This window comes from Pseudomonas sp. Marseille-Q8238 (genome assembly GCF_965111915.1).
The window spans coordinates 3,584,901-3,607,182 of the sequence record NZ_CBCOPI010000001.1 but is presented as its reverse complement, the minus strand read 5'-3'; the positions used below and the strand labels follow the sequence as shown (position 1 = coordinate 3,607,182).

19 protein-coding genes are annotated in these 22,282 nt (G+C 62.3%); 13 read left to right on the top strand and 6 right to left on the bottom strand.

The genetic code is table 11. From position 1 onward, the window contains the following. Positions 1-16 precede the first annotated feature (16 nt). The 6 genes from ACWPW0_RS16810 to msrB form a co-directional block, all read right to left on the bottom strand. Positions 17-1,471, bottom strand: coding sequence for a gamma-aminobutyraldehyde dehydrogenase (locus ACWPW0_RS16810; RefSeq protein WP_454255927.1), 1,455 nt, complete (start codon positions 1,469-1,471; stop codon positions 17-19). A gap of 132 nt (positions 1,472-1,603) precedes the next feature. After that, positions 1,604-2,515 carry a LysR family transcriptional regulator gene (locus tag ACWPW0_RS16805; RefSeq protein ID WP_447593191.1) on the bottom strand — a complete coding sequence of 304 codons (912 nt, stop codon included), beginning with the start codon at positions 2,513-2,515 and terminating at the stop codon, positions 1,604-1,606. A gap of 137 nt (positions 2,516-2,652) precedes the next feature. Continuing rightward, positions 2,653-3,345 (bottom strand): peptide-methionine (S)-S-oxide reductase MsrA, encoded by a 693-nt coding sequence (gene msrA / locus ACWPW0_RS16800; protein ID WP_454255926.1) that lies wholly within the window; start codon positions 3,343-3,345, stop codon positions 2,653-2,655. A gap of 13 nt (positions 3,346-3,358) precedes the next feature. Beyond that, positions 3,359-3,697 carry a hypothetical protein gene (locus ACWPW0_RS16795; RefSeq protein WP_454255925.1) on the bottom strand — a complete coding sequence of 113 codons (339 nt, stop codon included), beginning with the start codon at positions 3,695-3,697 and terminating at the stop codon, positions 3,359-3,361. Between the two features lie 13 nt (positions 3,698-3,710). Beyond that, complete coding sequence (locus ACWPW0_RS16790; RefSeq protein WP_454255924.1) at positions 3,711-5,501, bottom strand: cytochrome c biogenesis protein DipZ; 1,791 nt, start codon at positions 5,499-5,501, stop codon at positions 3,711-3,713. Between the two features lie 28 nt (positions 5,502-5,529). Further along, positions 5,530-6,048 (bottom strand): peptide-methionine (R)-S-oxide reductase MsrB, encoded by a 519-nt coding sequence (gene msrB, locus ACWPW0_RS16785; RefSeq protein WP_454255923.1) that lies wholly within the window; start codon positions 6,046-6,048, stop codon positions 5,530-5,532. A 154-nt stretch (positions 6,049-6,202) separates the two neighbouring features. Here msrB and ACWPW0_RS16780 point away from each other — a divergent pair, with 154 nt between their 5' ends. The 13 genes from ACWPW0_RS16780 to lysS all read left to right on the top strand — a co-directional run bounded on the left by ACWPW0_RS16780 (position 6,203) and on the right by lysS (position 22,225). Continuing rightward, positions 6,203-6,919, top strand: coding sequence for a response regulator transcription factor (locus ACWPW0_RS16780; RefSeq protein ID WP_454255922.1), 717 nt, complete (start codon positions 6,203-6,205; stop codon positions 6,917-6,919). Then, positions 6,916-8,385 (top strand): ATP-binding protein, encoded by a 1,470-nt coding sequence (locus tag ACWPW0_RS16775; RefSeq protein WP_454255921.1) that lies wholly within the window; start codon positions 6,916-6,918, stop codon positions 8,383-8,385. The genes ACWPW0_RS16780 and ACWPW0_RS16775 overlap by 4 nt, the downstream gene beginning before the upstream one ends. A 245-nt stretch (positions 8,386-8,630) precedes the next feature. Next, complete coding sequence (locus tag ACWPW0_RS16770) at positions 8,631-9,371, top strand: tellurite resistance TerB family protein (protein WP_447593179.1); 741 nt, start codon at positions 8,631-8,633, stop codon at positions 9,369-9,371. Between the two features lie 350 nt (positions 9,372-9,721). Further along, positions 9,722-11,344 carry a methyl-accepting chemotaxis protein gene (locus ACWPW0_RS16765; protein WP_447593178.1) on the top strand — a complete coding sequence of 541 codons (1,623 nt, stop codon included), beginning with the start codon at positions 9,722-9,724 and terminating at the stop codon, positions 11,342-11,344. Further along, positions 11,341-11,835, top strand: a complete 495-nt coding sequence (locus ACWPW0_RS16760) for a chemotaxis protein CheW (protein ID WP_454256754.1) — start codon at positions 11,341-11,343, stop codon at positions 11,833-11,835. Before ACWPW0_RS16765 ends, ACWPW0_RS16760 begins: the two co-directional genes overlap by 4 nt. Beyond that, positions 11,832-13,073 (top strand): CheR family methyltransferase, encoded by a 1,242-nt coding sequence (locus ACWPW0_RS16755; protein WP_454255920.1) that lies wholly within the window; start codon positions 11,832-11,834, stop codon positions 13,071-13,073. Before ACWPW0_RS16760 ends, ACWPW0_RS16755 begins: the two co-directional genes overlap by 4 nt. Then, entirely contained in the window at positions 13,066-13,752 is a 687-nt protein-coding gene (locus ACWPW0_RS16750; RefSeq protein WP_447593175.1) for a chemotaxis protein CheW, read from the top strand. The genes ACWPW0_RS16755 and ACWPW0_RS16750 overlap by 8 nt, the downstream gene beginning before the upstream one ends. Continuing rightward, positions 13,749-16,076, top strand: a complete 2,328-nt coding sequence (locus ACWPW0_RS16745) for a response regulator (protein WP_454255919.1) — start codon at positions 13,749-13,751, stop codon at positions 16,074-16,076. The genes ACWPW0_RS16750 and ACWPW0_RS16745 overlap by 4 nt, the downstream gene beginning before the upstream one ends. After that, positions 16,073-17,074 carry a chemotaxis-specific protein-glutamate methyltransferase CheB gene (cheB, locus tag ACWPW0_RS16740; protein ID WP_447593172.1) on the top strand — a complete coding sequence of 334 codons (1,002 nt, stop codon included), beginning with the start codon at positions 16,073-16,075 and terminating at the stop codon, positions 17,072-17,074. Before ACWPW0_RS16745 ends, cheB begins: the two co-directional genes overlap by 4 nt. Positions 17,075-17,146: 72 nt before the next feature. Next, positions 17,147-18,175, top strand: coding sequence for a diguanylate cyclase (locus ACWPW0_RS16735; RefSeq protein ID WP_447593170.1), 1,029 nt, complete (start codon positions 17,147-17,149; stop codon positions 18,173-18,175). 47 nt (positions 18,176-18,222) lie between these two features. Further along, positions 18,223-19,236: an autotransporter outer membrane beta-barrel domain-containing protein gene (locus ACWPW0_RS16730; protein WP_454255918.1), complete on the top strand. Its 1,014-nt coding sequence runs from the start codon at positions 18,223-18,225 to the stop codon at positions 19,234-19,236. Between the two features lie 255 nt (positions 19,237-19,491). Then, positions 19,492-20,587, top strand: a protein-coding gene (gene prfB / locus ACWPW0_RS16725) for a peptide chain release factor 2 (protein WP_447593167.1) whose coding sequence is annotated in 2 segments (ribosomal slippage) — positions 19,492-19,563 and positions 19,565-20,587 — 1,095 coding nt in all. Because the reading frame shifts where the segments join, the coding sequence is not laid out codon by codon here. 135 nt (positions 20,588-20,722) lie between these two features. Further along, positions 20,723-22,225: a lysine--tRNA ligase gene (gene lysS / locus ACWPW0_RS16720; RefSeq protein WP_447593165.1), complete on the top strand. Its 1,503-nt coding sequence runs from the start codon at positions 20,723-20,725 to the stop codon at positions 22,223-22,225. The last annotated feature ends 57 nt before the right edge of the window (positions 22,226-22,282 follow it).

The window sequence follows — 22,282 nt, the reverse complement described above, 5'->3', positions numbered from 1 at the left end:
CAACGGGTGTTTCTTGTCAGTCTAGTTGTTGTCCGTGACGTGCCATGATGTGGCGCACCACGCTGTAGTCCTGCAACGAGTCGCTGGACAGGTCCTTGCCGTAGCCAGAGCGCTTGAGCCCGCCGTGGGGCATCTCGCTGGCCAGCATGAAATGGGTGTTGATCCAGGTGCAGCCGTACTGCAGGCGGGCGGCAACCTGCATGGCCTTGTCCAGGTTCTGGGTCCAGACCGAGCTGGCCAGGCCGTACTCGGAGTCGTTGGCCCAGTCCACAGCCTGACTCAGTTGGTCGAAGCGGGTCACGGTGACCACCGGGCCGAACACTTCGCGCTGCACGATCTCGTCGCTCTGCTTGCAGCCGGCGAGCAGCGTTGGCTGGTAATAGAAACCCGCGCCGGAGTGCACGGCGGCGCCGGTGACCCGCTCGATATGCGGCTGGCCGAGTGCGCGTTCGACGAAGCTGGCCACGCGGTCGCGCTGGCGTGCGCTGATCAGCGGGCCGATCTCGTTGTCGCTGTCTTTCTTGCGGGCGAAACGCAGGCTGGACACGGCGCTGCCCAGCTCGCTGACCAGGCGATCATGGATGCCGGCCTGGGCATAGATGCGGCAGGCGGCTGTACAGTCCTGCCCGGCGTTGTAGTAGCCGTGGGTACGGATACCCTCGACCACGGCCTCGATATCGGCATCGTTGCAGACGATCACCGGAGCCTTGCCGCCGAGTTCCAGGTGCGTGCGCTTGAGGGTGCGCGCGGCGCTCTGCAGGATCTTCTGCCCGGTGACGATGTCTCCGGTCAGCGACACCATGCGCACGCGCGGATGGCCAACCAGTTGGCTGCCGACGCCTTCACCGCCGCCGCAGATGATGTTCAGCACGCCGGCCGGCAGAATCTTCGCCAGCGCCGGGGCCAGCGCCAGGATCGACAGCGGCGTGTGTTCGGACGGTTTGAATATCAGCGTGTTGCCGGCGGCCAGTGCCGGGGCGATCTTCCACGCCGCCATCATCAGCGGGTAGTTCCATGGTGCGATGGAGGCGACCACGCCAACCGGATCACGGCGCACCATGCTGGTATGGCCGGGTACGTATTCGCCGGCCAGTTGGCCCTGTTGGCAGCGTACGGCACCGGCAAAGAAGCGGAATACGTCGGCGGTGGCGGGGATGTCGTCCTGGCGCGCCAGGTGCAACGGCTTGCCGCAGTTGAGGGACTCCAGGCGCGCCAGGTGATCGGCCTGGGCGTCGATGGCGTCGGCAATGGCAAGCAGGGCGGTGGCGCGCTGGGCCGGTGTAGTGCGTGACCAACCGGCAAAGGCATTGTGGGCAGCCTGGATGGCTGCCTCTACCTGTTCCAGCGAGGCCTCGGCGATGCGGGTCAGCACGTCGCCACTGGCCGGATTGACGATGGTTTCGACCAAACCTTCCCCGGCGACCAATTGGCCGCCGATCAGCAATGCGCTGTGCAGGGTAGGTTCGGGCATCTTTGCACTTCTTCTTTTAGTTTCAGCCTGCATGACGACTCCAGGGTTGCCCGGAGCGTCTGCCTCTTGGTTGCTGAGACTAGAGTCCGGTGCAGAGGTCTACAAATTCTAAATATTGAAAGCGGCGTTCGATTAAATCGATACCTTGCGGGTGTGCGATTGTTCGCGGGCCAGGGTCAGGAAGGGGTCAACCAGGGCGGGCCGGGCGGTGCCGCGGCGCCAGGCCAGGCCGACGTCCAGTGGCTCGCTCAGGTCGGCCAGTGGTAGTGCTTCGATGATGTCGCCCTCCAGTGACCATGGACGATAGGTCATGTCCGGCTGGATCGACAGGCCGAGGCCGGCGGCTACCAGGCTGCGCACCGCCTCTACCGAGGCGGTGCGCAAGGTCACGTTCGGCGTCAGCCCGGCACGGGTCCAGATGCGCTGGGTGTGCAGCCCCATTTCATCGGCATTGAGCTGGATCAGCGGTTCGCGCGCCACATCCGCCAGGCTGATGCTGTCGCGCTCCAGCAGCGGATGGCGCGCGGGCAGCCACAGGCGGTGCGGCGAATGGGTCAGCACTTCGGTTTGCAGGGCGTGGCGGTCTTCGAGGTTGGACAGGATCAGCACGGCCACGTCGATCTCGCCGCTGACCAGCAGGTGCTCGATATACGGGCGCTCGTCTTCCAGAACCCGGGTCTGCACGTTGGGATAGGCGCGCTGAAAGCGGGTGATCAGGTCGGCCAGGTAGTAACCGGCAACCAGGCTGGTCACGCCGATGGTCAGGCTGCCGGCGACCTGGTCGGTGCTCTGCTGCAAGCTGCGCTTGGCGTTTTCCACGGTGGCGAGGATCAGGTGCGCCTGACGCAGGAACTGGTGCCCCTGGTGGGTCAGGCTCATGCCCTTGGCGTGGCGGTTGAACAGGCTGACGCCGATCTCTTCCTCCAACTGTTGGATGGCCAGGGTGAGGGTCGACTGGGAAATGAACACCGCCTGGGCGGCGGCGGAAATCGAGCCGGTTTCGGCTACGGCGATGAAGTGGCGGATCTGGCGCAGGGTCATCATGCGACGAGGGCTCGCGGTGGGGAGGTGACACTGCTCAGTATGATTTATCGAAAGTCGATAGGTTCTTTCTTTTTTTACGAATGATCGACTTATGCCAGACGCTGTTAGGCCAGGCACAAGTCGACAGCGGCACTACGTCACCAGGTCTGCACCAGTACTGGGTTGTCGTTGTAGCGCTCGGCGAACAGATGCTTGAGCTGGTGCACCTTGGGCAGGTCGTTGATCACGATGTACGGGTGCGTCGGGTGGTTGGTCAGGAAGTTCTGGTGATACGTCTCCGCCGGGTAGAACCCCTGGGTCGATTCAAGGCGGGTGGCGATGGGTGCATTGAAGACATGGGCGCTTTCCAGTTGGCTGATATAGGCCTGGGTCAGGTTGCGTTGCTCGTCGGTCTGCGGGAAGACGGCCGAGCGATACTGCGTGCCGGTATCCGGCCCCTGGCGATTCAGCTCGGTCGGGTTGTGGGCTACCGAGAAAAACACCTGCAGCAGGGTGCCGTAGCTGACCTGCTGTGGATCGTAGGTGATCTGCACCGCTTCGGCGTGCCCCGTATCGCCCCCGCTGACTCGCTCATACTGCGCGGTGTTTGCCGCGCCCCCGGCGTAACCCGATACCACGTTCTGCACCCCCTTCAGGTGCTGGAACACGCCCTGTACGCCCCAGAAACAACCGCCCGCGAAGACGGCCGTCTGGCTGTGGGTGCCAGGCGCTTGGTCGTGTAGCGGTGCCGGGAGCACGGTGGCCTCTTCGGCCGCGCTGGACGAGCAGGCGGTCTGTAGCAGGGCAAGGCCGACCAGTAGGCCGCTGAGCAGACGGTTGCGCGCTGACATGGTGGGCTCCTGGTCAGTACTGGGTGGCGGGTGGTTGTTTCTCCATCATGGCCTTGTCCTTGCCCATCATGGCCGGGTCGTGCGCGGTCATGGCGGAGGCTGGTTTGTTCTCCATCATGGCCTTGTCCTTGCCCGTCATGGCTGGGTCTTGCGCGGTCATGGCGGAGGTTGGTTGTTTCTCCATCATGGCCTTGCCCTTGTCCGTCATGGCTGGGTCCTGCGCCATCATGGCGGCACCCGGCTGCTGTTGCATGGCTGGCGTAGCAGCCTGTGCGGCGCTGGTGAAATAGGCGGTCTGCAGCAGGGCAAGACCGGTCAGCATATTGGTGAGTAGATGCTTGCGTGGGTTCATGGTGGGCTCCTGATTAGCCGAAGGTGAAGGCGTAAGCTGATACGCCTGGGTCGAGAAACTCGATGGTGAAGGTGTGCGCCTCGATGCCGGCCGGCTGGCGGATCAACTGGTACAGCCGCTGTTCGGTCACGCGGCCGTTACCGGCGTTGTCGGTATCGGTGCCATGGGCGTCGCCGGGGGCCTTGCCGTCGATGAGCACGCGAAAGCGCACGGCTTTGCCGTCGGTGCCGGGGCCGAGCACCAGATGCAGGTCGCGGGCCTGGAAGCGGTAGCTGATGCTGCCGCCAGGCTGGCTCAGGGTGGCTTGTTCGGCACCGACTCGCCATTGGCCGTTCAGCGACCATTGGTTGAGGTCGAGGTGTTCGGCTGCTCGATAATGGGCGTCGCGCTCGGGCTGCAGACCGCCAGCGGAAGCGAAGTTCTGCGCGCGGTCATGGCCCAGGTAGGTTTCCGGGGAACGTACCTCATCCATCTCCGCGGCCTGCTGCACCCCCTGGGCCTGAACCACAGCGGTGTCGGTGGCGACATGTTGGGCGCCGGCTTCGCGTAGCAACTGCTGGATCACCTGTTCGGAGTGGGCGTAGTCACCTTCGCCGAAGTGGTGGTAGCGGACGCGACCCTGGGCGTCGGCGAAGTAGTGCGCGGGCCAGTAACGGTTATTGAAGGCGCGCCAGATCTGGTAGTCATTGTCGATGGCCACCGGGTAGCTGATGCCCAGGTCACGCATGGCCTTCTGTACATTCTTCACGTCTCGTTCGAAGGCGAACTCCGGTGCATGCACGCCGATCACCACCAGGCCCTGATCGCGGTACTTCTCGGCCCAGGCTTTGACGTACGGCAGGCTGCGCAGGCAGTTGATGCAGGAGTAGGTCCAGAAATCGACCAGTACGACCTTGCCCTTGAGCGCTTCGTTTGTCAGAGGCGGTGTGTTGAGCCATTGCACGGCGCCAGCGAGCGACGGCAGGTTGCCTTCCACCGGCAGGCTGTCCTGGGCCGCCATCATCATCGCGCCCGAGGCCATCATGGCCGGACCAGCGTCGGTTTCTGGCAGGTTCTGCGCCATCATGGCGTTGCCGTTCGGCACCGGAGTGAGGCGGTCGACCAGGGCTTGTTCCAGGCTGCTGGTGGAGGCGATGGAAAGGCGGGTGAGCAGGCCGGTGTCCAGGCCGAGGGCAATGGCCGCCACGCCGGCAAGCATCGCCGCGCCCAGACCACGGCGCAGCCATTCGCCGGCGCCGAGTGAGCGCTTCATTGCAGTGAATACCTTGCCGCCCAGCAGCAGCGCCACGGCGAGCGAGGTAGCGGCACCAGCGGCGTAGGCCAGGAGCAGCAAGGTCGTGCCAATGTTGGCGCCTTGCAGGGCCGCGCCGGTCAGCAGCAAGCCGAGGATCGGCCCGGCGCAGGGCGCCCAGAGCAGGCCGGTGGCGACGCCGATCAGTAGCGAAGCCCAGGGTCGCGGACGTGCATCATGACCTGCCGCTTCGGAAAGACGATTGCCTGCCGCCACCAGGGGACGGGTCAGGCGTTGTGCCAGGCCCGGCAGCAGCAAGGTCAGGCCGAACAGGGCGATGAACGCCAGGGCCAGTACACGCCCATATTGATTGAGACTGACCACCCAGTTGCCACCGACGGCCGCGAGCGTTGCGACCAGTGCAAAGGTCAGGGCCATGCCCGCCAGTAGCGGCAGACCGCTGCGCACGAAGGATTGCCCGGTGCGCGCGAAGACGAACGGCAGTACCGGCAGAATGCAGGGGCTGACGATGGTCAGCACACCACCGAGATAAGCGAGGATAAGAAGCAGCATGGGCAGGTAACCTGTTCAGTGAGGCGGGTCACGCCGTCTGGGCGTTGAAATGCATGGCGATGCCGTTCATGCAGTAGCGCAGCCCGGTGGGTCTGGGGCCGTCATCGAATACATGCCCGAGGTGGCCGCCACAGCGGCTGCAATGCACTTCTTTCCGGAGCATGCCGTAGGAGGTGTCGGTGCGAATCGCGGTGGCCTGGTCCAGGGGCGCCCAGAAACTGGGCCAACCGGTATGGCTGTCGAATTTGCGGCTGGAGGAAAACAGCGGCAGATCGCAGCCTGCGCAGGAGAAGATCCCTTCCCGGTGTTCATCGTTCAGCGGACTGCTGTAAGGGCGTTCGGTGCCCTCCTGGCGCAGGACCTGATACTGCTCGGCACTAAGCAACTGGCGCCATTCGGCGTCGCTGTGGCTCACCTTGAAGGTGCCTGTCGGGCCTTCTTCCAGGCGCATCGTTTCGCTGTCGGCCAACCGTGGTAGCACGCCCAGCACCAGCGCCGCTGCACCTGTAGTGCCACCGGCCAGCAGCAGTTGTCGTCTCGAGAGCATGATCATCTCCATATGCACGTTGAGTCGTGATGGAGCGAGGCTACGGCTGTGCAGGTCGCCAAATCCTCACGCAGAGTTAAACAATTCGTGATAACTCTGCCCGGACAACCCCGGCACAATGGCCGGTATCGCACTTCAGTACGGACCCGCCCGAATGGATCAAGCCAAACGTGTTCTGGTGGTCGAGGATGATGCCCATATCGCCGACCTGATCTGCCTGCACCTGCGCGATGAGCAGTTCGAGGTGGTGCACAGTGCCGATGGCGAGCAGGGGCTACGTCTGCTGGAGCAGGGCGGCTGGGATGCCTTGATCCTGGACCTGATGCTGCCGGGTGTTGATGGCCTGGAAATCTGTCGGCGGGCACGGGCGATGACGCGCTACACGCCGATCATCATCACCAGCGCTCGCTCCAGTGAAATGCACCGCATCCTCGGGCTGGAGCTGGGCGCGGACGATTATCTGGCCAAGCCGTTTTCCATGATGGAGCTGGTGGCCAGGGTCAAGGCGCTGTTGCGACGAGTGGATGCCCTGGCGCGGAACCTGAAGATGGAAGCGGGCAGCCTGTCCACGGGCGGGCTGTTCATCGATCCGCTGACCCGCGAGGCTGCGCTGGAAGGGCAGTCTCTAGACCTTACGCCGCGCGAGTTCGATCTGCTGTATTTCTTCGCCCGCCAGCCAGGCACGGTCTTTTCCCGGCTCGAGTTGCTCAATTCGGTTTGGGGGTACAACCACGAAGGCTATGAGCATACGGTCAACACCCATATCAACCGGCTGAGGGCCAAGATCGAAGTCGATCCGGCTCAGCCGACACGCATCCTCACGGTGTGGGGGCGTGGCTACAAGTTTGCCACGACAGGAGACGGGCAGTGAAGATGACCCTGACGCGGCGCTTGTCGCTGGTGTTCGCCCTGTTGCTGCTGATCTGCTGCGGGACCTCGGTATGGCTGCAGGTGCGCTCCAGCCGCATGCATGAGCTGGAAGTGGTGCAGGGCTTGTCGCGCGACCTGGCCCGGCATATCGCCAGCGACACCCAGTTGATGGATGCCAATGGCTTGATGCCAAACGCGGTGCGCGAGTTGTTCAGCCAACTGATGCTGGTCAACCCCAGCGTCGAGGTCTACCTGCTGGACAGGCAGGGCAGGATCATTGGCGATGCCGCCCCGAAGGATCGCCTGTTGCGGGCTCAGGTCGACCTTGAGCCGCTCAGGCGCTTTCTCTCCGGTGAGGCGTTGCCCATCCTCGGCGACGATCCGCGCAGCGCCACGGGGCGCAAGGTATTCAGCGTCGCGCCCTTGATGGTGTCCGGGGAGCGTGCGGGCTTCTTGTATGTGGTGTTGCTGGGCGAGGCGCATGACCAGTTTGCCGAGCGCGGCGCGACCAGCGAAGCGCTCAATACGGCGCTGTGGTCCATCGGCTTGATCGCAATGCTCTGCCTGCTGGCCGGTCTGACGGCATTCGCCTGGATTACCCGGCCATTGCGACGCCTGACCGAGTCGGTGGGGCGCTTCGATATCGATGCGGCTCATGCTTTGTCAGCGCCGCCGGTTGAGCCGGGGCGTGGCTCGGGCGATGAGATCGCTGCCCTGGAGGCCACGTTCCAGCAGATGCAGGTACGTCTGAGCGAGCAATGGCGCACGTTGACCCAGCAGGATCAGGAGCGCCGCGAACTGGTGGCGAATATTTCCCATGATCTGCGCACACCCCTGGCGTCGCTGCATGGCTATCTGGAAGTGCTCTCGCTCAAGGACGCCACGCTTACCGCCGACGAGCGTCGTCGCTACCTGGGCGTGGCTCTTGATCAAAGCCGCAAGGTCGGTGGCCTGGCCCAGTCACTGTTGGACCTGGTGCGCCTGGAGCATGGCTTCGTCAAACCGGTGATCGAGCGTTTTGCCTTGGCTGACCTGGTGCAGGACGTATTCCAGAAATTCGAGTTGAGCGCCGAGTCACGACAGGTCGCCCTGAATGCCTGCCTGGCGCCCGTGCTTCCTGTGGTTTACGCCGATCTGGGGTTGATCGAGCGGGTGCTGACCAACCTGCTGGACAATGCCTTGCGCCATACACCCAGTGGCGGCCAGGTGTGCGTGGAGTTGGCAGTGAAGGGGCGTTTCGTCACCGTGACGGTCAGCGACACGGGGCCGGGCATCGCCCCGGAGCTGCGCGAGGGGCTGTTTCTGCGGCCATTTACCATTGGCGGGGCGCGGCGCGACGGAGGCTTGGGCTTGCGTATCGTGCACCAGATCCTGCAATTGCACGGCGTCGCTATCGAACTGCTGGAGGTGCCGGGTCAGGGCGCGACCTTCCGCTTTGCCCTGCCGGTCGATGAGCCCAACCACTGAGGTAGACACCTCGGGCCAGGGTGCAGCCATGGCGGGAAATGGTGCGGCTTGGGCTATTGGTCTGCTATGCCCAGGCTTCGCAATATCTGGAAGCATGTGCCACCCCTGATACAACGCTGCCCATCGCTAGAATCGAGAACTTACAGAATCCGTTTACGGTCTTCTGAGTTAACGCCATATGGCCGGCAGTCGGCAGATCGTTTGCCGGTTCTCAGGCATCGCTTCCCATCCCGAGGAATTTCTCCATGAACACCCGTGGCCTGCTCGACCAACTGCTCAAATCCGGTCAGGACCTGTTGCAACAGAAGAATGGCGGTGGTGGCACGCCATCCGCAGGCCTGGGCGGCGCCTTGGGCGGTTTGCTGGGCGGCGGTGGCAAGGGTTCTGGCGATCTCGGCGCCTTGCTCAAGGGCGCCGGCGGTGGCGCACTGGCTGCAGGCGCGCTGGGCTTGCTGCTGGGCAACAAGAGCGCTCGCAAGGTAGGCAGCAAGGTGATTACCTACGGTGGCCTGGCTGCTTTGGGGGTTATTGCCTACAAGGCCTACGGTAACTGGCAGGCACAGCAAGGGCAGAGTGCTGGTGCCGCACCGCTGCAAACGGTTGATCGCCTGCCGGCTCCACAGGTCGAGGAACACAGCCAGGCCATCCTGCGTGCCCTGGTTGCCGCCGCCAAGGCGGACGGTCATGTCGACGCCAGGGAAAAACAACTGCTCGAAGAGCAGCTGGGTCAATTGGCGGGCGACCCTCAGTTGAGCCGCTGGCTGGAGGCCGAGTTGAACAAGCCTCTGGACCCTGCTGAGGTGGCGCGTGCTGCCAATACACCGGAAATGGCGGCTGAAATGTATATCGCCAGTGTGCTCATGGTTGATGAAGAACACTTCATGGAGCGTGCCTACCTCGAGGAGTTGGCCCGCCAGCTAAAGCTCGAGCCCTCGCTCAAGGCTGAGCTGGAAGCGCAGGTTCGCCAGGAACTGAGCGCTCAGTAAACGTCCCCTGACTACGGTGCATGCAGCTTCGCACCGTGGTCAATCTGCTGCCTTCCGCCCCCATGCCGTGACTATCGGTAAATCCTGACCTTTACTGTGGTCAGGCCTTTCTGAGGCCTGATGGAGTGGTATGCCTGTAGCAAATGCGCCACTTTCGAGCATGAAGGCGTACCTACTATTTAAAAGGTTTATCTTTCTGCCACACTGAGCGGCAGAAAAACTTAAGTAGCGACCGAGATACCCTGGGCAGGCGGCTTGCGGCCGTCTGGGCGAGTCTCTAGAGTCGCGCCGCAATAGGCGTTGCCTGAGCAGACAGGCATTAACCGGATTTCTGGCGAGTGGGGATGAATGTGAAGAACTGGACTGTTCGGCGGCGGATTCTGGCGAGCTTTGCCGTGATCATTGCGATCATGCTGATGATGGCGGTGGTTTCCTTCGAGCGCCTGTCACGTGTGGATGAGAGTGCTACGCATCTGCTTGAGGATGCGATGCCAGGGATGTTTCACATCACTCAAGTCAGCAGCAGTTGGGCTGAATATGTCCGGCTGACGCTGGAAATGGTCGGGCTCAATGATCAGCGGACGCTGGGTGACAGTGATCTTCAGCAGTTCAAACGTGTGAACGACAGCCTGGAAAAGTCGATTGCGGACTACCAGGACACGATCAATGAAGCCCGTGATCAGGCCTTCCTCGATCAGTTCAAACGGACCCTTGGACAGTTCCGCGAGGAGCACGACAAGGTCATTGCCCTTTACCAGCAAGGGCAGTACGACGATGTACAAACCGAGCTCCATGGTCGTCTCCCCAGCATCTGGCAGGAAGGGCGTGACCACCTCAATGCGATGATCGAGCTGAACCGTGATAACGCCTACGGTTCGGCTGGCAATATCGTTTCAGCAGTGGGCAATGCCCGGCTGGGCATGATCGTCGCGCTGCTGCTGGCGATTCCAGCGGCGTTCATCTGTGGCTTCTTCCTCATGCAGGCCATTACCCAGCCGGTGCAGCGTGTCGTAGAGACACTGCAGGCCCTGGCCAAGGGCGACTTGACCGTGCGTCTCAGTCTGGGTCGCAACGATGAGTTCGGTGCCATCGAGTCGGGCTTCAACGGCATGGCCGAAGAAATCAAGATTCTGGTCGCGCAGGCCCAGCGTTCCTCGGTGCAGGTGACCACCTCGGTTACCGAGATTGCTGCAACGTCCAAGCAGCAGCAGGCCACCGCAACGGAAACCGCCGCCACTACCACGGAAATTGGCGCGACCTCACGCGAGATCGCCGCGACCTCGCGCGATTTGGTCCGCACCATGGCCGAGGTATCCGGCGCGGCCGAACAGACCTCCACCCTGGCAGGCTCCGGCCAACTGGGGCTGGCACGCATGGAAGAAACCATGCACCAGGTCATGGGCGCGGCCGAACTGGTCAATGCCAAGCTGGCGATCCTCAATGAGAAGGCCGGCAACATCAATCACGTGGTCACCACCATCGTCAAAGTGGCGGATCAAACCAACCTGCTGTCCCTCAACGCCGCTATCGAGGCGGAAAAGGCCGGTGAGTACGGGCGGGGTTTTGCCGTGGTTGCGACCGAGGTACGTCGCCTGGCCGACCAGACCGCCGTGGCCACCTACGACATCGAACAGATGGTGCGCGAAATTCAGTCGGCGGTGTCTGCCGGCGTGATGGGCATGGACAAGTTCTCCGAGGAAGTGCGCCGCGGCATTGCCGAAGTTGGCCAGGTCGGTGAGCAACTGACCCAGATCATCCAGCAGGTTCAGGCCTTGGCGCCTCGCGTGCTGATGGTCAATGAAGGCATGCAGGCGCAGTCGACCGGCGCCGAACAGATCAACCAGGCACTGGTGCAGTTGAGCGAAGCCTCCGGGCAGACGGTGGAATCGTTGCGTCAGGCCAGTGCTGCCATCGATGACCTGAACCTGGTTGCCAATGGGCTGCGCAGCGGCGTCAGTCGCTTCAAGGTCTGACCATGTCTAACAGCGCTGCCAGCCTGAAGGCGCTCCGGGCCCACGAACAGCTGTTCCTGCTGTTCAGCATGGGCGCCGATCGCTATGCGCTGGATGTCCGTGAAGTGATTGAAGTGCTGCCGTTGCGGCGCTTGAAACAGATCCCCGAGGCGCCTGTCTGGGTTGCCGGGCTGTTTTCCTTCCGCGGACAACTGGTGCCGGTTCTCGATCTGGCGGCACAAGCATTCGGTACGCCAGCGGCGATGCGTACCAGCACCCGACTGGTGCTGGTGCATTATCGGTCGTATTGCCTTGGCCTCATTCTCGAACAGGCTACCAACACCTTTCGCTGCGACCCTCAGGCGTTTCATGAGTCGGGCCTGGACCAGGTTCAGGCTCGCTATCTGGGGCCGGTCTACGAAGGAAAGGAAGGGCTGGTGCAGCGTGTCCGTATCGAGGATCTGTTGACGGACGATATTCGCGATCTGCTGTTTCCGCCTGGTGCCCGATGATCGAGCGCTTTGAGCAATTGCTGAAAACCCGTATCGGCCTCGACGCCGAGTCAGTTGGCCGCATCGTGGTCGAAAGGGCTGTACGCCAACGCACCCGGGCTCTGGGCTGCGCCGACGAAGAGGCCTATTGGACTCATCTGAATGCTTCCCCGTCTGAGCAGCAGGCGTTGGTCGAGGCGGTGGTCGTACCGGAGACCTGGTTCTTTCGTTACCCCGAATCCTTCAACGCACTGGGCCGTCTCGCGCTTGAGCGACTGCCGGGCCTTGGTGGCCGGCCGTTGCGTATTCTCAGTCTGCCTTGCTCCAGTGGCGAGGAACCCTATTCGATCACCATGGCGTTGTTCGATGCGGGGTTGATGGCGCAGCAGTTCCATGTCGATGCCATGGACATCAGTGACAAGGTGCTCAAGCGCGCCAGTGAAGGTGTGTATGGCCGCAATTCATTTCGTGGCAATGATATGGGCTTTCGTGACCGCTATTTCACTGCCAGTGGCGACAACTTCATCCTGAGCGAGTCGGTTCGGCACACGGTCCGCTTTCTGAGTGGCAACTTGCTGGAGCCGGCCTTGCTGGCGGCAGAAGAGCCTTACGACTTCGTCTTCTGCCGTAATCTGCTGATCTATTTTGATCGACCGACGCAGGGGCGCGTGGTCGAGGTACTCAAGCGCCTGATGCGTGCAGATGGTGCCATGTTCATCGGTCCGGCTGAGGCGAGCCTGTTCAGTCAGTGCGGCATGAACGCATTGAACATCCCGCTGGCGTTCGTCTTCCGCCATGCGCCTGCAGTCGCTGCAGTGCGCCCGGCCAAGGCCGCACTGCCACGGCCGGCGGCCAAACCACCGCTGCCGACACGTCCGGCTATTCCTGCACGAGTATCTCGGCCGGCTTTGCCGAAAATGGGCGATATCGCGGCCAAACAGGTCGAGGGAGACGCCGCGCTTCAGGAAATCGCCAGCCTGGCCAACAGTGGCCGTAGTGCAGAGGCCCGGGCCATTTGCGAACGTCATCTGGCACAGCATGGCCCCTCGGCTGCCGTCTTCTACTGGCTGGGCTTGCTGAGCGATGTTGCCGGGCAGATCAATGAAGCCCAGGACTATTACCGCAAGACGTTGTACCTGGACCCGCAGCATGCCGAGGCCATGGCCCATCTGGCCGCACTGCTCGCTGCTCGTGGCGATCTGGCCGGTGCGCAGCGCTTGCAGCAGCGCGCCAGTCGCGGAGTGAAACCTAATGATTGATAGTCGTCTGCCCCTGATCGATGCCGATCAGCTACAGCCCATCGATGACTGCTGGAACCGTATTGGCGTGCATGGCGACAAGACCTGCGAGCGCCTCGAGGCCCACATTCACTGCCGCAATTGCGACGTCCATGCCGTTGCTGCAACCCACTTGCTTGACCGCTATGCCCTGCATCGCAGTGATCAGGATGAGCAGCCGGTAGAAGCTGAGCTGGGGCAGGGCGAGCTTCGTTCGAACCTGGTGTTTCGTCTGGGGGAGGCCTGGTTCGGCCTGGCGACCCGTTCGTTGGTGGAGGTGGCGCCACAGACCTTGATTCACTCGCTGCCCCATCAGCGTTCCATCGGGCTGCTAGGGGTGACCAATGTGCGCGGTGCTCTGGTCGCGTGCCTGTCGCTGAGCGAACTGCTGGGGTTGGAGCCTGGTGCGGCGCCGGTGTCCGAGCGGCGCGTGGTACCCCGCATGCTGATTCTCGCCGGGCAAGGCGGACCTGTGGTCGCACCGGTGGATGAGGTGGATGGTATTCATGGCATTCCGTTGGCGCTCGTCAACGAGGCAGGCAAAGGTACTGCCCAGGTGGCCAAGCGGTTTGCCACGGGCGTGTTGCAATGGCGTGGTCGCAGCATCACGCTGCTCGATGAGGAAATGCTGCAGCAGGCAATCGTGAGGAGTCTCGGATGACCCCGGATCAGATGCGTGATGCCTCGTTGCTGGAGTTGTTCAAGCTCGAGGCCGAGGCCCAGACCCAGGTGCTCAATACCGGCCTGATGGTGCTGGAGCGCAATCCCAACCAGGCCGAACAGTTGGAAGCCTGCATGCGTGCGGCGCACTCGCTGAAGGGCGCTGCGCGTATCGTCGGGCTGGAGGCTGGGGTGCGCGTGGCGCATGTCATGGAGGATTGCCTGGTCGAGGCGCAGGATGGCCGCTTGCGCCTGCAGTCCGAGCACATTGATGCACTGTTGCAAGGCGCTGATCTGTTGCTGCGACTGGGCATGCCCATTACGGATACCGGCTCGCTGCAGGTTGCTGGCGAAGAAGTGGATGCGCTGGTCGAGCGGATTGGCAGCCTGGCACGGGGCACGCGCTCATCGGTATCTGTCAGCGTTGCTCTCCCCGAACGTGATGCGCCGACGCTACCGGCTAGTCCAGCGGCGCCTGCGCCTGCGCTACCTGCCGAACCCGAGGCGGTCGTCGCGGAACCACTCTCCAGCGAACTGCCGGCAATGCCTGCCAGTACGGAAACCTGGAATGATGGCCGTGGTCGGGTGCTGCGCGTCAGCGCGGAGCGGCTGGATCACCTGCTGGATATTTCCAGCAAGTCGCTGGTGGAATTTCAGCGTATCAAGCCCCTGGCCACTGCCTTGCAGCGACTCAAGCGTTTGCAGGTAGGGGCGAGCCGTGCCCTGGATGTGGCGCGTGAAACCATCCTCGATGAACAGCTCGATCCGCAAGCGCGGGAAATGCTGGTCGAAGCGCGCCAACTGCTCGGCGAAAGTCAGCAACTGCTGGCACAGCATATGGCGGATCTCGACGAATTTGGCTGGCTGGGTGGTCAGCGTGCCCAGGTGCTATATGACGCCGCACTGGCCTCGCGGATGCGCCCGATTGCCGATGTGCTCTCCGGTCAGGTGCGCATGGTGCGCGACCTGGGACGCTCACTGGGCAAGCAGGTCAGTCTGGAGATCGAAGGGGAAAGCACGCAGGTCGATCGTGATGTACTGGAAAAGCTCGAAGCCCCGCTGACCCACTTGCTGCGCAATGCCGTCGATCACGGTATCGAGCACCCGGAGGTGCGCAAGCGCCTGGGCAAGCCGGAGGTCGGTCGAATCGTGCTGCGTGCGCGTCACCATGCCGGCATGCTGGTGCTGGAACTCAGCGATGATGGTTCGGGGGTGGACCTCGAGCGTTTGCGCGATGCGGTGGTGAGTCGCCAGTTCGCCAGCGCTGAAACGGCGGCGCAGTTGAATGAGGAAGAACTGCTGGCCTTCCTTTTCCTGCCCGGCTTCAGCATGCGTGAGCAGGTTACCGAGGTGTCCGGACGCGGAGTCGGTCTGGATGCCGTCCAGCACATGCTGCGCCAGTTGCGCGGCGGCGTGCGCATGGAGCAGCGCCAAGGGCTGGGTGCGACCTTTCACCTCGATGTACCGCTGACGCTCTCGGTAGTGCGCAGCCTGGTGGTCGAGGTGGGTGGTGAGGCCTATGCATTTCCCCTGGCTCATATTGAACGCATGACCCGCCTGCAGGCCTCGGACATCGTTCAGCTCGAAGGGCGTCAGCATTTCTGGCACGACGGGCAGCATGTTGGTTTGGTATCGGCAAGCCAGATTCTTCAGCGCCCGGAAGGGACGCCCGAGGACAATGGCATCGCTGTGGTCCTGATCCGTGATCGCGAAACCTTGTATGGCATCGTCGTCGAGCGCTTCATCAGCGAGCGCACGCTGGTGGTGATGCCACTGGATGCACGGCTGGGCAAGGTGCGCGACGTCTCGGCTGGTGCGTTGCTGGATGATGGAACGCCGGTGCTGATCCTGGACGTCGAGGACATGTTCCATTCGGTCGCCAAGCTGCTGGGCAGTGGGCGACTGGATCGTGTGGACCGCAATACCCGACAGCATCAGGGCGCGCGGCGCAAGCGCGTGCTGGTGGTCGATGACTCGCTGACCGTGCGTGAACTGGAGCGCAAGCTGCTGCTCAGTCGCGGTTATGACGTGGCGGTCGCGGTGGATGGCATGGATGGTTGGAACGCGCTGCGATCGGAACACTTCGACCTGCTCATCACCGATATCGATATGCCGCGCATGGACGGCATCGAACTGGTTACGCTGGTGCGTCGCGACAACCGCTTGCAGTCACTGCCGGTGATGGTGGTGTCCTACAAGGACCGCGAAGAAGACCGCCGGAGAGGGCTCGATGCCGGTGCTGACTACTACCTGGCCAAGGCCAGTTTTCATGACGAAGCATTGCTGGAGGCCGTTGTGGTGCTGATCGGGGAAGCGCAGGGATGAGGATTGCAATCGTCAACGACATGCCGCTGGCCGTCGAGGCTTTGCGGCGTGCATTGGCCATGGAGCCTGCGCATCAGCTTATCTGGGTGGCGAGCAATGGTGCCGAGGCGGTGGCGCGTTGCCGGGAAAATACCCCCGATGTCCTGTTGATGGACCTGATGATGCCGGAGATGGATGGTGTCGAGGCGACCCGTTTGATCATGTCGCAGACCCCCTGTGCGATCCTCATCGTGACGGTGGACATGGCGCAGAACGTTCATCGGGTATTCGAGGCAATGGGGCACGGAGCCCTGGACGCGGTCGATACGCCGGCGCTCGGCAGTGGCAGGACGCAGGACGCCGCTGCCTTGTTGCGCAAGATCCAGAATATCGGCTGGCTGATCGGGCAGGGTGATAGCCGGCGCCGTGAAGCAGCCAAGCCCGTGCGTACAGCCAAGGCCCAGCGCCTGGTCGCCATTGGCGCTTCGGCGGGCGGCCCGGCGACCTTGGCGACTTTGCTGAAGCAGCTTCCGGCCAGTTTCTCCGCTGCTGTCGTGTTGGTGCAACATGTGGATGAGGTATTCGCCGCAGGCATGGCCGAGTGGCTGGCCAGCGAATCGAAGCTGCCGGTGCGCCTGGCGCGCGATGGCGAACCACCGCAGCCAGGAACCATTCTGCTGGCGGGTACCAACAACCATATTCGTATACAGCGCAGCGGCCATCTCGTGTACACCGCGGAACCCAGCAGCCATGTGTATCGCCCTTCCATCGATGTGTTCTTCGATAGCGTGGTTGCGCACTGGAAAGGCGAGGCAGTGGGTGTGCTGTTAACCGGTATGGGGCGAGACGGTGCGCAGGGACTGAAGCACATGCGTGACCATGGTTTCCGCACGATTGCCCAAGACCGTAAAAGCTCGGCCGTATATGGCATGCCCAAGGCTGCTGCCGAACTGGATGCCGCGATGGAAGTGCTCCCGCTCGAGCGCATTGCACCGCGCCTGGTCGAGGTGTTTGGCTGATGGCGGTCGTACCTTTTGCTCTCTCGGCTAGAATCTCATTGTTTACCGTAGGCCCAGGCGCCCGGAGATCGTATGCAATACCCTAATCGTAACCCTGCGGAAACGGGCGTCCCGCCAGAGAGTGCCGTCATGGTCCTGTTGGTCGATGACCAGGCCATGATTGGCGAGGCAGTCCGTCGCTCGCTGGCCAGTGAGACCGGCATCGATTTCCATTTCTGTGCCGATCCACGCCAGGCAGTTGCCCTGGCCGAACAGATCGGCCCGACCGTCATCCTGCAGGACTTGGTGATGCCGGGGGTGGACGGCCTGACCCTGCTGGGCGATTACCGGGCTTCTTCGCTGCTGCGCGACGTGCCGATCATCGTGCTGTCGACGCGTGACGATGCCACGGTGAAGAGTGCGGCATTCGCGGCCGGCGCCAATGACTATCTGGTCAAACTGCCTGATGCAATCGAGCTGGTGGCGCGTATCCGTTACCACTCACGTTCCTATATCGCCATGCAGCAGCGCGACGAGGCCTACCGCGCCTTGCGTGAGAGCCAGCAACAGTTGCTCGAAACCAATCTGGTGCTGCAGCGCTTGATGAACTCGGATGGCTTGACCGGTCTCTCCAACCGCCGCCATTTCGACGAATACCTGGAAATGGAATGGCGCCGTGCACAACGCGAGCAGGCTCCGGTTTCCTTGCTGATGATCGATGTCGATTACTTCAAGAACTACAACGACAGTTTCGGCCATGTCGCCGGTGACGAGGCCCTGCGCCGTGTGGCGGACACCCTGCGCGAATGCTGCAGCCGCTCCTCGGACATGGCCGCGCGCTATGGTGGCGAAGAGTTCGCCATGATTCTTCCGGGCACCTCGTCCGGCGGTGCGCGGTTGTTGGCCGAGAAGGTCCGGCGCACGGTCGAGTCCTTGAACATCCTCCATGATCAGCAAGTGGGAAAGACCGTGCTGAGTGTCAGTATCGGCGTATCGACCCTGTTGCCAGTGACTGGCCTGTCCTCTTTGCAGCTCGTGCAGATGGCCGACCAGGGCCTCTATGAGGCCAAGAACAACGGGCGTAATCAGGTCGGGCTGGTCAGCGAGCCACTCAGCACCTGAGTGTTCGGTAGTTCCGGCGTCATGAAACCCTCTGATGGGACAGGGCGATGAGCAAGAAGCGCAGCGCCCTGCAAATGGGGGCGATCCTGATCGGGCTGTCGCCGCCGCTGTATGCCGAACCGCAAGCAGGCGGACTGTGGCTCACGCAACGCAGCCTGTTGCTGGAGGACAGCCGAATCCCCCGTGATGCTGCTCTGGATCGCCTCCAGCAGATTCGTTTTGCCTTTCGTGAGCGCCCGGCTGCGGATGGCCAGCTGCAGGCTTGGACCCGGGCCTACGGCGGCTACGGAACCTGGCAAGGTGATGCTTATTCGTCACGTCTGCAACGGCACAGCGCTGGTGTGCTGTTCGGTATTGACCGTCCCCTGCAGGGCATGTGGGTGGCCGGGGTGCTTGGCGGGTTTGGGCGTAGCGAGCTACAGGTCGATGGCTCATCTGGCGACAGTGACGTCGACAGTTACCACCTGAGTGCTTATGCCGCGACGCGTTACTATCAACTTGGTTTCAAGTTCGGCGTCGGCTACAGCTGGCACGATCTGCAGGCTCAACGTAACGCGTCTGGCGAAGCGCTGAAGGCCGATGGCCGCGCCGCGACCACCCAGGTATTCGGCGAGGCCAGTTATCCGCAGGACTTTCGTGACTTCACCATCGAACCCTTTGCTGGCCTGGCTTATGTGCATCTGGATGCCCAGGGCATGCGTGAGCGCGGTGGTGCACATGCGGTGCACCTGGGGCGAGATGAACAGGACGGTGCATACCTGACCCTTGGCTGGCGTGCCGCAACCACTTGGCAACTGCAACAGCGTCGGTTGATCGGCCGAGGCAGCCTGGCATTGCGGCATGGCTTCATCGAGCCACGACTGCAAAGCGGTGTGCAGCGCGCCGATGGCAGTGTCCTCGACCTTTCCGGGCGTACATTCGAGCGCGACAATCTGCGTTTGGATCTGAGCCTCGACTATGAACTGGTGCCGGAGGTGTACGTCGGTGTGCTCTACGCGAGCCAGTTCGCCGAGGACGCCCGTGACCAGAGTCTCGGGGCACGCATGAGCCTCAAGTTCTGACCGCACGTACATGACGCAATTACCACGCTGCCTGGTTGTGCCTCACCAAGGGCGCGCGGGCGTTGTTTTGGCGGTCATTCGATCTGGGCCAGCAGCGATTGCGGGCACCGTCCGTGGTCATGGCGTGCGGTGACGGTGGTTGAGGCCTTGTAGTGCAAAGCCTTGTTGCGAGTGGTCAGCCCGTCTGCCCGTGTGGATTCGACTCGGGTATACTCTCCGGCTTTTCCGAAGTTTTACCTGCGAGTGCCGTCAGCTATGGAAATCAACCCGATCCTTAATGCCATCAAGGACCTGTCCGAGCGCACCCAGACTATTCGGGGGTATCTTTGACTACGATCAAAAGCATGATCGTCTCGTCGAAGTAAACCGCGAACTCGAAGACTCGAACGTCTGGAACAAGCCGGAATACGCCCAGAACCTGGGCCGTGAGCGTGCCACCCTGGCGCAGATCGTCGAGACCATCGACGACCTGACTGGCAGCCTGGCCGATTCGCGTGACCTGCTCGACATGGCCGTCGAAGAAAACGACCAGGGTGCCGTCGACGACGTCGCTGCGGAAATCGAGCGCCTGCGCGAAATCCTCGAGAAGCTGGAGTTCCGCCGCATGTTCAGCGGTGAGATGGACCCGAACAACGCTTATCTCGATATCCAGGCCGGTTCTGGCGGTACCGAGGCGCAGGATTGGGCCAACATCCTGCTGCGCATGTACCTGCGCTGGGCCGACAAGCGCGGTTTCAGTGCGGAGATCGTCGAACTGTCCGAAGGTGAAGTCGCCGGCATCAAGGGCGCCACCGTGCACATCAAGGGCGAGTACGCCTTTGGCTGGCTGCGCACCGAGATCGGTGTGCACCGCCTGGTACGCAAAAGCCCGTTCGACTCCGGTGCCCGTCGCCATACCTCCTTCTCGGCGGTGTTCGTATCGCCGGAAATCGACGACAAGGTCGAGATCGATATCAACCCGTCCGACCTGCGCATCGACACCTACCGCTCCTCCGGGGCCGGTGGTCAGCACGTAAACACCACCGACTCGGCGGTACGTATTACCCACGTGCCGACCAACACGGTGGTGGCGTGCCAGAATGAGCGCTCTCAGCACGCCAACAGGGACACCGCCATGAAAATGCTGCGTGCCCGCTTGTACGAGCAGGAGATGCAGAAGCGCAACGCTGCGTCCCAGGCGCTGGAAGAGACCAAGTCCGACATCGGTTGGGGGCATCAGATCCGCTCCTACGTGCTCGACGACTCGCGCATCAAGGACCTGCGTACCGGCATCGAGCGCAGCGACTGCCAGAAGGTTCTCGATGGCGACCTCGACCAGTACCTTGAGGCTAGCCTCAAGCAGGGCCTGTAAGAAGCTGCTCACGATCTGCTGCGCGTCGGCGATACGAGAGTGTGAGCAGGCTCTAGCGGCCACAAGCGTCAAGCTGCAAACCAGCGGGTTTGCAGCCATTTTTCAAGAATGATGGTTTAACCGGGACGACCCGAAATGAGCGACCAACAACTCGACCAACACGAACTGCAACAGGAAGAAAACAAGCTGATTGCCCAGCGCAAAGAGAAGCTTGCAGCCCTCCGTGAGCAGGGCAATGCCTTCCCCAACGACTTCCGCCGCGACAACTACTGCGCTGACCTGCAGAAACAGTACGTCGACAAGAGTAAGGAAGAGCTGGAGGCTGCTGCCATTCCGGTCAAGGTTGCCGGGCGCATCATGCTCAACCGTGGCTCGTTCATGGTTATCCAGGACATGACCGGACGCATCCAGGTCTACGTCAATCGCAAGACTTTGTCGGAAGAAACCCTGGCCGCGGTGAAAACCTGGGACATGGGCGACATCATCTCGGCTGAAGGCACCCTGGCCCGTTCCGGCAAGGGCGACCTGTACGTCGAGATGACCGACGTGCGTCTGCTGACCAAGTCGCTGCGCCCGCTGCCGGACAAGCACCACGGCCTCAGCGACACGGAGCAACGCTACCGCCAGCGCTACGTCGACCTGATCGTCAACGAGGATGTGCGCCAGACCTTCCGCGTTCGCTCGCAGGTCATCGCGCATATCCGCAGCTTCCTGATGAAGCGCGACTTCCTCGAAGTCGAAACGCCGATGCTGCAGACCATCCCAGGCGGCGCTGCGGCCAAGCCGTTCGAGACCCACCACAACGCCCTGGACATGCAGATGTTCCTGCGTATCGCGCCTGAGCTGTACCTCAAGCGCCTGGTGGTCGGCGGCTTCGAGAAAGTCTTCGAGATCAACCGCAACTTCCGTAACGAAGGCGTTTCGACCCGGCACAACCCCGAGTTCACCATGCTCGAGTTCTACCAGGCCTATGCCGATTACGAAGACAACATGGACCTGACCGAGGAGCTGTTCCGCGAGCTGGCCCAGCTGGTTCTGGGGACTACCGACGTGCCGTACGGCGACAAGGTGTTCCACTTCGGTGAGCCGTTCGCACGCCTGTCGGTGTTCGACTCGATCCTCAAGTACAACCCGGAGATCAGCGCTGCCGACCTCAACGACATCGACCGTGCCCGCGAGATCGCCAAGAAAGCCGGTGCCAAGGTGCTCGGCTTCGAAGGCCTGGGCAAGCTGCAGGTGATGATTTTCGAAGAGCTGGTCGAGCCCAAGCTGGAACAGCCGCACTTCATCACCCGTTACCCGTTCGAGGTCTCGCCGCTGGCTCGTCGCAGCGACGATGATCCGAGCGTGACCGACCGTTTCGAGCTGTTCATCGGTGGCCGCGAGATCGCCAACGCCTATTCCGAGTTGAACGACGCGGAAGATCAGGCCGGGCGTTTCATGCAGCAGGTGGCTGACAAGGATGCAGGTGATGATGAAGCCATGCATTACGACGCTGACTACGTTCGCGCCCTGGAATACGGCATGCCGCCGACCGCGGGCGAGGGCATTGGGATCGACCGTCTGGTCATGCTGCTGACCAACTCGCCGTCGATCCGTGATGTGATCCTGTTCCCGCATATGCGCCCTCAGGCTTGATTGCCGCACGCTGAGCAATCAGCCTCGCTTCGCTGTAGTCATGGCAATTGGCCATCT

Coding starts and splice junctions, on each gene's coding strand:
- ACWPW0_RS16810 (WP_454255927.1), bottom strand. CDS start 1,471: ATGCCCGAACCTACCCTGCACAGCGCATTGCTGATCGGCGGCCAATTG.
- ACWPW0_RS16805 (WP_447593191.1), bottom strand. CDS start 2,515: ATGATGACCCTGCGCCAGATCCGCCACTTCATCGCCGTAGCCGAAACC.
- msrA (WP_454255926.1), bottom strand. CDS start 3,345: ATGTCAGCGCGCAACCGTCTGCTCAGCGGCCTACTGGTCGGCCTTGCC.
- ACWPW0_RS16795 (WP_454255925.1), bottom strand. CDS start 3,697: ATGAACCCACGCAAGCATCTACTCACCAATATGCTGACCGGTCTTGCC.
- ACWPW0_RS16790 (WP_454255924.1), bottom strand. CDS start 5,501: ATGCTGCTTCTTATCCTCGCTTATCTCGGTGGTGTGCTGACCATCGTC.
- msrB (WP_454255923.1), bottom strand. CDS start 6,048: ATGCTCTCGAGACGACAACTGCTGCTGGCCGGTGGCACTACAGGTGCA.
- ACWPW0_RS16780 (WP_454255922.1), top strand. CDS start 6,203: ATGGATCAAGCCAAACGTGTTCTGGTGGTCGAGGATGATGCCCATATC.
- ACWPW0_RS16770 (WP_447593179.1), top strand. CDS start 8,631: ATGAACACCCGTGGCCTGCTCGACCAACTGCTCAAATCCGGTCAGGAC.
- ACWPW0_RS16755 (WP_454255920.1), top strand. CDS start 11,832: ATGATCGAGCGCTTTGAGCAATTGCTGAAAACCCGTATCGGCCTCGAC.
- ACWPW0_RS16750 (WP_447593175.1), top strand. CDS start 13,066: ATGATTGATAGTCGTCTGCCCCTGATCGATGCCGATCAGCTACAGCCC.
- ACWPW0_RS16745 (WP_454255919.1), top strand. CDS start 13,749: ATGACCCCGGATCAGATGCGTGATGCCTCGTTGCTGGAGTTGTTCAAG.
- cheB (WP_447593172.1), top strand. CDS start 16,073: ATGAGGATTGCAATCGTCAACGACATGCCGCTGGCCGTCGAGGCTTTG.
- ACWPW0_RS16735 (WP_447593170.1), top strand. CDS start 17,147: ATGCAATACCCTAATCGTAACCCTGCGGAAACGGGCGTCCCGCCAGAG.
- ACWPW0_RS16730 (WP_454255918.1), top strand. CDS start 18,223: ATGAGCAAGAAGCGCAGCGCCCTGCAAATGGGGGCGATCCTGATCGGG.
- lysS (WP_447593165.1), top strand. CDS start 20,723: ATGAGCGACCAACAACTCGACCAACACGAACTGCAACAGGAAGAAAAC.